13 protein-coding genes are annotated in these 12,486 nt (G+C 69.7%); 12 read left to right on the top strand and 1 reads right to left on the bottom strand.

The annotated features are described in order from the left end of the window. Nucleotides 1-397 precede the first annotated feature (397 nt). Nucleotides 398-697 (top strand): hypothetical protein, encoded by a 300-nt coding sequence (locus B0W88_RS32935; protein WP_144006680.1) that lies wholly within the window; start codon nt 398-400, stop codon nt 695-697. Nucleotides 698-720: 23 nt separating this feature from the next. On the opposite strand, the gene B0W88_RS08930 is transcribed toward B0W88_RS32935, so the two are convergent. Next, complete coding sequence (locus B0W88_RS08930) at nt 721-1,617, bottom strand: LysR family transcriptional regulator (RefSeq protein ID WP_077034315.1); 897 nt, start codon at nt 1,615-1,617, stop codon at nt 721-723. A 199-nt stretch (nt 1,618-1,816) separates the two neighbouring features. Here B0W88_RS08930 and B0W88_RS08935 point away from each other — a divergent pair, with 199 nt between their 5' ends. The 11 genes from B0W88_RS08935 (at nt 1,817) to B0W88_RS08985 (ending at nt 12,475) form a co-directional block, all read left to right on the top strand. Next, entirely contained in the window at nt 1,817-3,556 is a 1,740-nt protein-coding gene (locus B0W88_RS08935) for an adenine deaminase C-terminal domain-containing protein (protein WP_233151662.1), read from the top strand. Between the two features lie 180 nt (nt 3,557-3,736). Then, nucleotides 3,737-4,453: a YitT family protein gene (locus tag B0W88_RS08940; RefSeq protein WP_233151663.1), complete on the top strand. Its 717-nt coding sequence runs from the start codon at nt 3,737-3,739 to the stop codon at nt 4,451-4,453. Between the two features lie 83 nt (nt 4,454-4,536). Beyond that, nucleotides 4,537-5,607 carry a porin gene (locus B0W88_RS08945; protein WP_077034317.1) on the top strand — a complete coding sequence of 357 codons (1,071 nt, stop codon included), beginning with the start codon at nt 4,537-4,539 and terminating at the stop codon, nt 5,605-5,607. Between the two features lie 286 nt (nt 5,608-5,893). After that, nucleotides 5,894-6,898: an ABC transporter substrate-binding protein gene (locus B0W88_RS08950; protein ID WP_077034318.1), complete on the top strand. Its 1,005-nt coding sequence runs from the start codon at nt 5,894-5,896 to the stop codon at nt 6,896-6,898. Next, nucleotides 6,895-7,722 carry an ABC transporter ATP-binding protein gene (locus B0W88_RS08955; RefSeq protein WP_077034319.1) on the top strand — a complete coding sequence of 276 codons (828 nt, stop codon included), beginning with the start codon at nt 6,895-6,897 and terminating at the stop codon, nt 7,720-7,722. Before B0W88_RS08950 ends, B0W88_RS08955 begins: the two co-directional genes overlap by 4 nt. A gap of 14 nt (nt 7,723-7,736) precedes the next feature. Next, a complete protein-coding gene (locus B0W88_RS08960; protein ID WP_077034320.1) occupies nt 7,737-8,528 on the top strand; it encodes an ABC transporter permease in 792 nt (263 codons plus the stop codon). Between the two features lie 36 nt (nt 8,529-8,564). Beyond that, nucleotides 8,565-9,050, top strand: a complete 486-nt coding sequence (locus B0W88_RS08965) for a nucleoside deaminase (protein WP_083748668.1) — start codon at nt 8,565-8,567, stop codon at nt 9,048-9,050. Between the two features lie 11 nt (nt 9,051-9,061). After that, entirely contained in the window at nt 9,062-10,054 is a 993-nt protein-coding gene (locus tag B0W88_RS08970) for an isopenicillin N synthase family oxygenase (RefSeq protein ID WP_077034322.1), read from the top strand. A 97-nt stretch (nt 10,055-10,151) separates the two neighbouring features. After that, a complete protein-coding gene (locus B0W88_RS08975) occupies nt 10,152-10,370 on the top strand; it encodes a hypothetical protein (RefSeq protein WP_077034323.1) in 219 nt (72 codons plus the stop codon). Between the two features lie 66 nt (nt 10,371-10,436). Next, a complete protein-coding gene (locus tag B0W88_RS08980) occupies nt 10,437-11,588 on the top strand; it encodes an ACT domain-containing protein (protein ID WP_077034324.1) in 1,152 nt (383 codons plus the stop codon). Beyond that, entirely contained in the window at nt 11,585-12,475 is an 891-nt protein-coding gene (locus tag B0W88_RS08985; protein ID WP_077034325.1) for a hypothetical protein, read from the top strand. Before B0W88_RS08980 ends, B0W88_RS08985 begins: the two co-directional genes overlap by 4 nt. The last annotated feature ends 11 nt before the right edge of the window (nt 12,476-12,486 follow it).

Genomic DNA, 12,486 nt, shown 5'->3' on the forward strand with positions numbered 1-12,486 from the left:
CTCTGGGGCTAGCGCGCGGGCCCCGCCATGAAGACCAGGGCAAAAGTCTCGCTTGCGCCACCAACTGAAGCCGCGCACTCCCTAGATAGGGGGATGGAAACCATCTGCAAATTGACGTGAAACCCTAGACTGGCCTTGCCCTTCGGGGCCCTGCTTTTCCTCCCTGAGCAGGAGTCTCACCGTGATGACAGCGATGAGACTTTGCACGGCTCCGCCCCAGGGCGGGGCCGCTTTTTTTGCCCCGACGAAAGTTCACCTCGCCACGCCGCACGCTCGGCCGGCAAGCACGGGATGTCCTTGTTTTTGATGACTACCCCCTAATTTGCGGGATGCACTCGGGCAATGCCACCCCAGTGCCCCGCGAATCCGCTAGAACGACAGGCAGGAGGAAGTACCCATGCTCGCAACCGCAGAACGCCCGGCAACCTTGGCTCGGCCCGCGTCCGACACGCCGGCGGAGGAAGGACCGTCGCCCAACAGCCAGCTCCGTGAACTGGTCGCGGCATCCGCCCTCACGCCCGCGGTGGCCATGACGATCTTCAACCGCCAGCTGGGCTCGGCCGCCTGCTCCGAGACCGAATGGCGCGGCTTCACCGCCGAGCCGGGCAGCGAGCGGTACCGCCCGATCAGCGCCGAGCAACTGGCCCATGCCATCGCGCAGTTCGCGCGGATCGGCGTGCACCGGGCGCAGGCCTGAGCCGCGGGCGGTTCGCCCGCCCGTCACGCACTCATCCCCGCCAGCACGCCGATGATCTCCTCGCCCAGGAGCTGGCTGGCCAGGCCGTGGCCCTCGCGGCTCACCAGGGCGAGCACATTGCGCCTGAAGCCGCGGTCGCGGATCTGGCGGTAGACCAGCTGCTCCTGGCGGTGCTCCTCCGCCACGTCGAACTTGCTGAGGAAGGCGATCGCGTCGCCCGCCGCGGCGAGCCGCTTCATGGTCTCGATCGAGTTGGTCTGGAACGCGGGCTGCACGCTGAGGCCGGCGCCGGCGAAGGTGTCGGCGATGATGCCGTGGATCTGCATCGTCCGGTCCGCGAAGATCAGCGGGTACGAGGCGCAGTGCGCCAGCGGGATCGACTCCATCCGCGCCAGCGGATGCGCCGGCGAGAGCACCGCGCCGAGGCTGGTGTCCTGCTCCCAGAGGCCGTCGAGCTGCGCGGACGGCGGCAGGTTGAAGCCCAGCCCCAGGTCGGCGTCGCCGCCGGCCAGGGCGTCGACGATCTCGCGCGCCGACATCGTGCGGATCGACACCTGGATCTGCGGATGCCGGCCGTGGAAGTTGGCCGCTGCCGTCGCGACGACACCGCTGGCCAGGCCCGTCATCGTCGCGACGATCACCTCGCCGCTGTGCAGCGCCTTCAGGTCGCGGATCTCCGCCTCGGCCTGGCGGTACTGCAGCATCGTCGTGCGCACGTGCGCCAGCAGGATCTCGCCGGCCGGCGTCGGCCGCAGCCCGCGCGGCAGCCGCTCGAACAGCGGCTCGCCGATCTCTTCCTCCAGCGCCAGCAGGTGCTTGTTGATCGCCGACGGCGCCACGTGCAGCCGCTCGCCGGCGGCACGGATGGAGCCGCAGCGGGCGATCTCGTCGATGTAGCGCAGCAGGCGCGAATGGAGCATGGCGGGCGTCTCGGAAACTGGCTGCCGGAGCGTACTCGAAACGAGAACAGTCCGAGCTAAAAACAATTCTTTTCAGAAGCGGTCGAATCGGGTGTCATGGCACCCGTCGCGTTCAGGGGTGAACCGGCCTTCTGCAAATGGTGTCCGCCGCAGCGCAGAACAACGACCCGATTGAAGAGAGATGAGAGTGAGACAGAGCATGAGCCAGCTGAGCAAAGAATCCGTGGCCGCCCACGAGCGCCAGGTCCGGACCATCTTCGAGATCCTGAACGGCCGCGCCGAGGCCGACCTGCTGCTGAAGAACCTGAACATCCTGGACGTTCACAGCGAGAGCGTCTACCCGGGCTCGATCCTCGTGCACGAGGGCAGGATCATCGCGCTGAGCCCCGACGAGGCGGCGCTCCAGGTGCGCGAGGTGTTCGATGGCCAGGGCCTCTACGCGATCCCCGGGCTGATCGACGCCCACATCCACTTCGAGGCGCAGCTGGCCCATCCGGTGGCCTTCGGCGAGGCGATCGTGCCCTGCGGCACGACGACGATCTTCTCCGAGTGCCTGGACTTCGTCAGCGCCGCGGGGCCGGAGGCCGTGCAGGCCACGGCCGGCCTGTTCAAGGACCATCACAAGCTGCCCTACCGCGTGTTCGCCTTCGCCCCGGGCAAGAAGGTGTCGGTCGAGGTGACGGAGGCGCTGCTGCAGATGGAGCCGGTGATCGGCCTGGGCGAGCTCTCGCACCTGACCTACAGCGTGGGCGACGACGACGACTTCCGCAAGTCTGCGCTGGGCCGGGCGCGCGGCGGTTTCATGAACACGCACTGGGGCGTGACCACGCTGTCGCCGATGATGCTGAACTACATGCCGGCGATCGGCGCGGTCTCCAACCACGACGTGTGGAAGGAGGACGACATCGAGAAGAGCGTGCGCTGGGGCCTGCAGACGCAGGTCAAGTTCGGCGTCGGCAGCCCCGAGGTGATCAAGACGATGCTGCGCGCCATCGTCAAGCGCAAGTGGCCGGCCGAGAACTTCCAGCTCTGCGCCGACAACATCTCGGTGGACCGCGTGCTGACGAAGGGCCACATGGACTGGATCGTCTCGCTCTGCGCGGAGATGGGCATCGATCCGATCCAGGCGATCAAGATGGCCACGCTGCACACCGCCCGCGCCTTCCAGATGGACCGCCAGATCGGCTCGCTGACGCCGGGCCGCTTCGCCGACATCGTGCTCACCGACAGCCTCTCCAGGATCAACCCGCGCTACGTGTTCAAGGACGGGGAGCTGGTGGCGCAGGACCGCAAGATGCTCAAGCGCGTGGAGATCGACTACTCGGCGATGGCGAAGACGCCGGTGCCAGGTCTTGCCGACCTGGCGCCGCAGCAGCTCGACCTGGTGCCGATCGAGGTCTCCGCGGACGAGACGCAGGCCAAGGTGCTGATGTTCGACGTCTACGGCCGCGGGCACGAGAAATTCTTCCAGGAGGTGTGGGTGCCGCTGAGGAACGGCCGCGTCGTGCCCGAGCTGGACGGCGTGAAGCTGAACCGCATCTCGGTCGTGCAGCGCTACGCGAACGGCAAGCGGCATGTGGTCAACGGCCTGTTCAAGGGCGTGTCGATCGAGCGCGGCGCGGTGGCCACCTTCTGGCCGGCGCCGAAGGCCTACTTCGTCGCGGTCGGTGACGACAGCGCCGAGATGGCCCATGCACTGCAGCAGGTCGACGGCTACGTGGGCGGCTGCGTGGTCACCGACCAGCGGGCGGTGAAGGCGGTGCTGCCGCTGGACATCTACGGCGTGATGGCCGACATGAGCCTCGCCGAGCTGCTCAAGGCCACCCGCGAGATCGATGCCGCGCTGGCCGCGATGGGCAACCGCAACGAAGGCGAGCCTGTCGTGAACAAGCTGCTCACGCTGTTCATCTCGCTGGACCGCTTCGGCTTCATGGCCTGAAACGGCACCCCTCGTGCAGGCTCGCCGCGCTGAACGCGGGCAAGCCTGCCCGGTCCCCCGAGGGGACGGCGATGCCTGGGGCGTCGAGCCCCAGGCACATCGCCAGACGGGCCGGCTTGGGGCGGCCCGGCACTCGGCCCGGAATGCATGACGACACAATTCGATCGAGGAGAGAAGGACATGGACATGGCCCACCATGAGCGAGAGGCGGAGATCGTCGACACCGGCAGCCTGAAGCGGCGCTGGCTCACCTACTTCGCCGGCATCTACATCCTGACGCTGGGCGTGAGCCTGGCGATCCGGGCGGGCATCGGCATCTCGCCGCAGAGCAGCCTCACGCGCACGCTGACCTTGGTCTACGCGCCGCTGAGCCAGGGCACCTACAACTTCATGCTGGAGTTGATCATGCTGTTCCTGACCTGGCTGGTGCTGCCCAGGGACTTCAGGCTGAAGAACTTCGCGTCGCTGATCCCGGCCTTCGTGCTGGCGGCCTTCCTGGACGTCAACCTCGCGCTGACGCACGGCATCGTGATGCAGGCCTACGCGGCGAAGTTCGGCCTGCTGGCGCTGGCCGATGCGCTGCTGGCCTTCGGCCTGTTCCTGATGATCCGGGCCAACCTGGTGCTGATGCCCATCGACATGTTCGTGAACACGCTGTTCAAGCGCACCGGCTGGAAGTGGGGAAACATCAAGACCGGCTTCGACTGCACGCTGCTGGTCCTGTCGGCGGCGATCGGCCTGGCCGCGCTCGGCGAGCCCCACTTCATCCGCGAGGGCACGGTCATGAACGCCATCCTCGTGGGGCAGTACATCAAGCTGTACTTCTACCTGTTCAAGCGCTTCGGCGGCGCCCGGCCCGCCTCGCTGCGCGGCATCGCGGGAAGCTCCGCGAAGTAGGCAGCACCGCTGCGGCAGCCCCGCGGCCCGCCGGCCGGGCCGGGGCCTGCCGGTTCCACACCGCATTCGGAAAAAAAATCCACATGAGAAAGAACGTCGTCGGGGCCGTGCTGGCCCTGCTGGGCAGCGCTGCGTCCGCGCAGGGCAGCGCCATCACCCTCTCCGGCCTGCTGGACGCCTACGCGGGCTCGGTCCAGCCCTCGGGCAGCAGGCGGGTGAGCGCCGTCAACTCGGGCGGCATGAGCACCTCCTGGTGGGGCCTGGAGGGGCGCGAGGACCTCGGCGGCGGCCTGCGCGCCGAGTTCAAGCTGAACGCCTACCTGCGCAACGACACCGGCGCCTCCGGCCGCTTCAACGGCAACGAGACCTTCTGGAGCCGCAACGCCTTCGTCGGCCTCGCGGGCGACTTCGGCAGCCTGCGCCTCGGCCGCGACGGCGCGCCGAACTTCCTGCCCACGGCGCTGTTCAATGCCTTCGGCGACTCGTTCGCGTTCTCGCCGCTGGTGATCCACGCCGACGTGCCGCTGTACAACGGCACCGGCTGGGATTCGGTCAACGCCGGCGACACCGGCTGGAGCAACCAGCTCCGCTACATGACGCCCAATCTCGACGGCTTCGTCGGCAGCCTGAACTACCAGTTCGGCGAGGTCGGCAGCGAGGCCGCGCACCGCAATATCGGCGCCGGCTTCGTCTACTCGCGCGGCGAATCGGGCCTCGGCGGCTTCGTGCACCGGGTGCGCATGGACAACCCGACGGCCGGCACCGTCGGCGTGGTCAAGCAGGGCTTCGCGCAGCAGGACGCGTGGATGCTGTCCGGCAAGCTGGGCCTGGGCGCCGCCCACCTGTACGCCAACTACGAGCAGGCGACGAACGGCAATCTCGCGCCCGGCGCCGGCGAGCTGCGCAGCCGCACCTGGAGCCTCAGCGCCGACTACGCGCTGGGCGCCGGCAAGCTGCTGGCCGCCTTCGCCCGCACGCGCTGGAGCGGCGATGCCGCCGTGGCGCTGAACGGCCAGGCACGCGGCACGCTGTCGCTGGGCTACGACCATGCCCTCTCCAGGCGCACCGACGTCTACGCCGTCTGCATGGGCGACAGGATCACCGGGCACGAGCGCGGCACGAGCTACGCGCTGGGCATCCGCCAGCGCTTCTGAGCTGGCACGCATCCTGCAAGACTTCGGGCAAGAGTAGAAGCGTTCACCGCTGGCGCTGTCGACCTGCACCCTCCCGGTGCTCATCGATGGCCACAGCGTCCGGAAATTGCTCTTGATGCCCGCATTTGGCGCGGCGGCCCCGGACTCGTCCGGGCCGTTGCGGTGCCCATCAAGAGTTCGGCGGTCGATTCGGCTCCTCTTCTTGATCCCAGGCACTCACCGAGTGCGGACAACCGGCCTGCAGCAGCGCCCGACAGGCGCCGCCGCAGAACAACGTTGTCTTCAGATGGGAGTTCCCACCGTGTCCTCGATCGCCTCGCGCCGCGTGCGCCCCCTCCTTTGCATCGCCCTCCTGTGCGCCGTGGCCTCGGCCCGCGCGGACGAGAAGTTCACCTACATGACCAGCTGGTTCGCCCAGGCCGAGCACGGCGGCTTCTACCAGGCGCAGGCCCTGGGCCTCTACACCAAGGCCGGCCTCGACGTGACGATCAGGATGGGCGGCCCGCAGGTCAACGCCGTGCAGATCATGGCCGCCGGCCAGGCCGATTGCGTGATGGGCTCCACCGACATCCAGATGACCGAGGTGCGCGACAGCGGCGTGCCGGTGAGCACCGTCGCGGCCTTCTTCCAGAAGGATCCCTCGGTGCTGATCGCGCACGAGGACGTGAAGAAGCTGGAGGACCTGAAAGGCAAGACGATCTACGTGGCGCCGCAGGCCGGCCGCAGCTTCTGGCCCTGGCTGAAGGAGCGCTACGGCTTCACCGACGCGCAGTCGCGGCCCTACACCTTCAACATCCAGCCCTTCGTCGCCGACAGGAACGCCGCGCAGCAGGGCTTCCTCACGTCCGAGCCCTTCGCGATCCAGAAAGCCGGCGTCAAGGCCACCGTGCTGCTGCTGGGCGACCGCGGCTTCCCGGCCTACTCGACCACGGTCACCTGCATGGACGCGACGCTGCGCAAGCGCGCCCAGGTCGTCGCCGCCTTCATCAAGGCCTCGGCCGAGGGCTGGAAGAGCTACCTCGCCGACCCGGCGCCCGGCAACGCGCTGATCAGGAAGGCGAACCCCGACATGAGCGACGAGCAGCTCGCCTACAGCCTGCAGAAGATGAAGGAGACCGGCCTGGTCACCGGCGGCGACGCGGCCACGCAGGGCATCGGCGTGATGACCGATGCGCGGGCCCGGGCGAGCTGGGACTTCCTCGTCGCGGCGAAGCTGATCGATCCCGCACGCACGCCGCTGGCCGCGACCTACAGCACGGCCTTCGTCAAGGACGCGAAGGTGCTGCCATGAACATCGCCGACCCCGATCCGGCGCTGCTGCGCGCCGCGGCGGCGGCGCCGACGCCCGCCGTCAGCGTGCTCTCCGCCGAGATGACCTACGACAACGGCACCCAGGCCCTGCTGCCCGTGGACCTCGAGATCGCCGAGGGCGAGTTCGTCACGCTGCTGGGCCCGTCCGGCTGCGGCAAGAGCACCTTGCTGAAGCTGGTGGCCGGGCTGATGGAGCCGAGCGACGGCCGGCTCCTGCTGTGGCGCAAGCCGGTACAGCAGCTGGAGGCCGGCGGCCGCAAGCTGGCCTTCGTGTTCCAGTCGCCGACGCTGATGCCCTGGGCCAGCGTGCAGGCGAACGTGCGCCTGCCGCTGGACCTGGCCGGCGTGCCGCGCACGGAGGCCGACGCGCGGGTGCGCGACGCGCTGGCGCAGGTGGGCCTGTCGGGCTTCGCCGAGGCACTGCCGCGCGCGCTGTCGGGCGGCATGCAGATGCGCGTGTCCATCGCCCGCGGCCTGGTCACGCAGCCGGACCTGCTGCTGATGGACGAGCCCTTCGGCGCGCTGGACGAGATCACCCGCCACAAGCTCGATGCCGACCTGCTGGAACTCTGGCGCTCGAAGAAGCTCACGGTGGTCTTCGTGACGCACTCGATCCACGAGGCGGTCTACCTGTCCAGCCGCGTGATCGTGATGGCGGCGCGGCCGGGCCGCGTGGTCGAGGAGGTCCGCATCGACGAGCCCTTCCCGCGCAGCCCGGACTTCATGGTCACGCCGCAGTTCAGCCGCTACGCGCGCCGGCTGCACGAGAGCCTGCTGCGCGCCAGCGGGGAGGGCCTGCGATGAACGGGAAGAACAGGATGCAACCCTGGCTGATGCGGCCCGCCGTGCTGCGCATCGTCTATCCGCTGATGATCGGCGTCATGTTGACGGCCTTGTGGCAGGCGCTGGTGACCGGCCTCGACCTGCCGCCCTATCTGGTGCCCTCGCCGCTGCGCGTCGCGCAGTCGCTGGCCGAGGGTTGGGCGGTGCTGGGCGGCGCGCTGCTGGCGACGCTGCAGGTCACGCTGATGGCCTTCGCGCTGGCGGTGGTGGTGGGCGTGGGCATCTCCTTCCTGTTCGTGCAGAGCGAGCGGATCGAGATGGCGCTGTTCCCCTACGCCGTGCTGCTGCAGGTGACGCCGATCGTGGCGGTGGCGCCGCTGATCATCATCTGGGTCAAGGAGCCGGTGCCGGCGATGACGCTGTGCGCCGCGCTGGTCGCGCTGTTCCCGGTCATCAGCAACACCACGCTGGGCCTGCGCAGCGTCGACCCGGACCTGCTCGCCTACTTCCGCCTGCAGCGTGCCAGCCGCTGGCAGCAGCTGATGCGGCTGCGGGTGCCGAGCGCCCTGCCCTACTTCTTCGGCGGCCTGCGCATCTCCAGCGGCCTCGCGCTGATCGGCGCGGTGGTGGCGGAGTTCGTCGCCGGCACCGGCGGCCTGGGCGCGGGCCTGGCCTACCAGATCCTGCAGGCCGGCTTCCAGCTCGACATCCCCCGCATGTTCGCCGCGCTGCTGCTGATCACGGCGGCCGGCGTGGCGCTGTTCGCCGCCATGTCCTGGCTCTCGCGCCGCGCGCTGGCGCCCTGGCATGCCAGCGAGCAGCGCTGACACCGCTTCACAGAAAAGGTCTCCTCCATGAACGACATGAACGAACTGAGCGACACCGACGCGCTGTACCTGCGGCGCGCCATCGAGCTGGGCGCCGCCACCGGCCGCCGCGGCAACCGCCCCTTCGGCGCCGTGATCGTCTCCGCCGACGGGCAGGTGCTCGGCGAAGGCGTCAACGACAACGCCTCCACCGGCGACTGCACCGCGCATGCCGAGATCAACGCGCTGCGCGCCGCCTCGCCCAGGCACGGGCGCGAGTTGCTGGCCGCGGCCACGCTGTATTCGTCCGGCGAGCCCTGCGTGATGTGCGCCGGTGCGATCTTCTGGTCGAACGTCCGCCGCGTCGTCTTCGGCATCGACGCCGTCTCGCTGCGCGAGTTCCGCGCCACGCAGGCCGGCGCGGGCGACGTCGTCATGCCCTGCCGCGACGTGTTCGCCGCCGCACCCCACGCGATCGAGGCCATCGGCCCCGCGCTGCTCGACGAGGCCGCCGCGCCTCACCACGATTTCTGGAAGGTCTGAGAGAGAAAACCATGTACTCGCTGAACGAACTGAACAAGGAAACGCGCATGGGCGCGATGGGCACCGAGACGAGCGAGCGCGAGATCCGCCGCATCGATCTCTCGGACTTCGAGCGCCGCAAGCCCGAGATCGCCGAGCAGCTCTGGTCCGCCGCCACCGACATCGGCTTCTTCCAGGTCACCCACCATGGCATCGCACTGAAGGAGATCGACGCGGCCTTCGCGATGGCCGAGTCCTTCTTCGCGCTGCCCGACGAGGTGAAGGGCCGCCACCCGTTGCGCCGCGAGGTCAATGCGGGCTGGGAGAGCCGCGCGCAGGTGCGGCCCTCGACCCGCACGCCGGACCAGAAGGAGTCCTACCAGATCACGCGGCCGCACATGGCCGGCCTCTGGCCCGAGGAAGCGCAACTGCCGGGCTTCCGCGAGACGCTGCTCGCCTTCGAGGCGCAGGCCTGGCAGGTGGCGATGCGCATCCTCTCCTGCCTGGCGATGAAGATGGAGCTCGACGCCGACTTCTTCACCCGCGCGCACGAGCCCTCGGTGCCGAGCTACCAGAGCACGCTGCGGCTGCTGCACTACTTCGCGATCGACCCCGCGCAGCGCGAGCAGCTCGGCTTGTGGCGCGCCGGCGCGCACACCGATTTCGACTGCCTGACGCTGCTGTTCCAGCGCGCCGGCCAGGGCGGCCTGCAGGTGCTGCCCGGCAAGGAGCTCGAGGACCAGCGCTGGACGCCGGTCGAGCCGGCCGACGACATCATCACCTGCAATATCGGCGACATGCTGATGCGCTGGAGCGACGACCAGCTGCAGTCCAACTTCCATCGCGTCAAGAACCCGCGGCCGGACGAGTACCAGGGCGCACGCTACAGCCTGGCCTTCTTCGCCCAGGCCAACCGCGACGTGATGATCACGAGCCGCAGCGGCCGGTACGAGCCGATCACCGCGCAGGACTATCTGCAGCGCCGGGTCCAGGCGAACTTCGAGGCGGCGCCGCGGCAGCGGTGACCCGACGAAGCTGAACGGATCGTCAGGTCAGGTTCATCCTGCGTTGAGCTGCGCTGCCTAGATTGGGTGCCCTGGACAAGGCTCCCTGGAGACCGCCATGCAAGCATCGACCAGCTACCCGGCAAGCCGCGAGCCGGGGTTCGAGATCCGCTTTTCCTCGCTGTTCAACGCAGGCCACGGCTATGCATTCCCCTGCGACGCCGACGGTCGCGTGGACCTGGACAGCGTGAGCGAGCGCGGTCGCGTCAACTACATGTTCGCGCGTGCGATGGTCGGCCGCGACTACGCGTGCCCGGTGGTCCAGGCGGTCGAGTGACGGCTGCCGGTGGCGCGACATCACGCACAATGCACGCGCCCCAGGAACACCGGATGGAGTCCTCGAATGAAATGTGCGTTGGTGGGATCCCGCTTCTTCGGCGCCTCGGTGCTGCAGGCGCTGCGCCAGGAGCCGGAGATCGAGATCACGAGCGTCGTCGCGCCCGCGGCCGATGACCGACTGGCGCTGGCGGCGCGCGCCGCCGGCATCGAGCCGCATGTGCTCGGCAACCCGCGGCTCGTGCCCGGCGAGGCGATCGCCGAGGGCACCGAGCTGATCATCGCCGCGCACACCCATGCCCGTGTCAGCCACGAGGCGCTGGCGCGCTCGCGGCTGGGCGGCGTCGGCTACCACCCCTCGCTGCTGCCGCGGCACCGCGGCATCGCGGCCGTCGAGTGGACGATCCTGTCCGGCGATCCGATCGCCGGCGGCTCGGTCTACCACCTGGCCGACGGCTGGGACGCCGGCGCCATCGCCGCGCAGGACTGGTGCTTCGTCGGCGCGGGCGAGTCGGCGCGCGAGCTCTGGGAACGCGCGCTCGCGCCGATGGGCCTGAAGCTGCTGACCGAGGTCGCCCGGCATGCGCGGCTCCACGGCTCGCTGCCCGCCCGCGTGCAGGACGAACGCCATGCCACCCGGGCGCCGATGATCCGCCGCTCGGTCGTGATGACCGAGGACGCGGCGCCGGCGATGAGCGCGGTCGTCGTCACGATCATGGGGCCGGACCGGCCCGGCATCGTCAGCCTGCTGGCCGATCGCGCCCAGCGCCACGGCGCGAACTGGGCGGCCAGCCGCCTGGGCCGCTTCGCCCGCGAGTTCGCCGGCATGGTCCACTTCGAGGTGCCCAGCGACAAGGCCGACGCACTGGTGGCCGCCCTGCAGGCGCTGGAGTCGACCGGCCTGCGGCTCACCGTGGCCAAGAGCGATGCCGGCGACGTGCCGGGCACGCTGCGCAGCGTCGAGCTCTCGCTGGTCGCGGACGACCGCATCGGCATCGTCAGCCAGCTCACGCGCCTGCTGGCCGAGCGGGGCGTCAGCATCGAGAACATCCATACCGAGATCGTCCACGGCGGCTCGTCGGGCAAGCCCAGCTTCAAGGTGCAGGCGCAGCTGCTGGTGCCCGCCGCACTGGGCGTGGATGTCCTGCAGCGCGAGGTGGGCGCGCTGGCCCATGAGATGACCGCCGACCTGGCGCTGGGGGAACGGGCGGCAGGATGATCCCGCAGGCCTTTCTGCAGCTGAACCACGGCGCCGCCAGCGCCGCCGTCGACCCGCTCGGCGCCGAGCTGCGCAGCCTTCGCGGCGCCGGCGGCGGCGAAGTCCTGTGGCAGGACGGCCCCGGCCTGTGGCCCCACGCCGCGCCGGTCCTGTTCCCCTTCGTCGGGCGCCTGCGCGACGGCGGCCACCAGCTCGGGGCCCGCTGGCACGCGATGAAGATCCACGGCTTCGCCGACGCGCTGGCCTTCGATACCGTCGAACAGCGCGAGGACGCGCTGACGCTGGAGCTGAACGCCGGCCCCGCCACGCGCGAGGCCTTCCCCTTCGATTTCCGGCTCCGCGTGGATTTCGCCCTGGGAGAGCGCAGCCTGCGCGTCGGCTACGAGGTGCTGAACCGCGAGGCCGAGCGCGCGATGCACTTCGGCCTCGGCTCGCATCCGGCCTTCGCGCTGGACGGGGCGCTGGACGACTGGCGCGTGGCCTTCGATGCCGAGGAGCTGCCGCAGGCCTTCCGCCTCGACGGCGCGCTGCTGGCCACGCGACCCGAGCCCTTCGCCTTCGACCCGCCACGCTGCGTGACCCTCGGCCCGCGCCTGTTCGAGCGCGACGCGCTGATCTTCAAGCAGGTCCGCTCGCAAGACCTGACCCTGATCCACCGCACCCGGGGCCCGCGCCTGCGCCTGCACACCGGTGCCGCCCCGCACCTGGGCCTGTGGGCCAGGCCGGGCGCCGGCTATGTCTGCATCGAGCCGTGGTTCGGCCATGACGATGATGCGAACGCGCCGCTGGCGCTGGCCGCCAAGCCGCAGCTGGTGGCGCTGGCGCCCGGCCAGGCCTGGCGCACCCACTACCGCATCGAGCTGCTCGGGAACGAGGGCACTTCCTGATCGAGATGCCG

This window comes from Pelomonas sp. KK5 (assembly GCF_001984095.1).
GTDB lineage: Bacteria > Pseudomonadota > Gammaproteobacteria > Burkholderiales > Burkholderiaceae_C > KK5.

Bases quoted from the DNA above. Each gene is read 5' to 3' on its own strand.
- B0W88_RS08985 (WP_077034325.1), top strand. From the start codon at position 11,585: ATGATCCCGCAGGCCTTTCTGCAGCTGAACCACGGCGCCGCCAGCGCC.
- B0W88_RS08935 (WP_233151662.1), top strand. From the start codon at position 1,817: ATGAGCCAGCTGAGCAAAGAATCCGTGGCCGCCCACGAGCGCCAGGTC.
- B0W88_RS08970 (WP_077034322.1), top strand. From the start codon at position 9,062: ATGTACTCGCTGAACGAACTGAACAAGGAAACGCGCATGGGCGCGATG.
- B0W88_RS32935 (WP_144006680.1), top strand. From the start codon at position 398: ATGCTCGCAACCGCAGAACGCCCGGCAACCTTGGCTCGGCCCGCGTCC.
- B0W88_RS08975 (WP_077034323.1), top strand. From the start codon at position 10,152: ATGCAAGCATCGACCAGCTACCCGGCAAGCCGCGAGCCGGGGTTCGAG.
- B0W88_RS08950 (WP_077034318.1), top strand. From the start codon at position 5,894: ATGGGAGTTCCCACCGTGTCCTCGATCGCCTCGCGCCGCGTGCGCCCC.
- B0W88_RS08945 (WP_077034317.1), top strand. From the start codon at position 4,537: ATGAGAAAGAACGTCGTCGGGGCCGTGCTGGCCCTGCTGGGCAGCGCT.
- B0W88_RS08930 (WP_077034315.1), bottom strand. From the start codon at position 1,617: ATGCTCCATTCGCGCCTGCTGCGCTACATCGACGAGATCGCCCGCTGC.
- B0W88_RS08980 (WP_077034324.1), top strand. From the start codon at position 10,437: ATGAAATGTGCGTTGGTGGGATCCCGCTTCTTCGGCGCCTCGGTGCTG.
- B0W88_RS08960 (WP_077034320.1), top strand. From the start codon at position 7,737: ATGCAACCCTGGCTGATGCGGCCCGCCGTGCTGCGCATCGTCTATCCG.
- B0W88_RS08965 (WP_083748668.1), top strand. From the start codon at position 8,565: ATGAACGAACTGAGCGACACCGACGCGCTGTACCTGCGGCGCGCCATC.
- B0W88_RS08940 (WP_233151663.1), top strand. From the start codon at position 3,737: ATGGACATGGCCCACCATGAGCGAGAGGCGGAGATCGTCGACACCGGC.
- B0W88_RS08955 (WP_077034319.1), top strand. From the start codon at position 6,895: ATGAACATCGCCGACCCCGATCCGGCGCTGCTGCGCGCCGCGGCGGCG.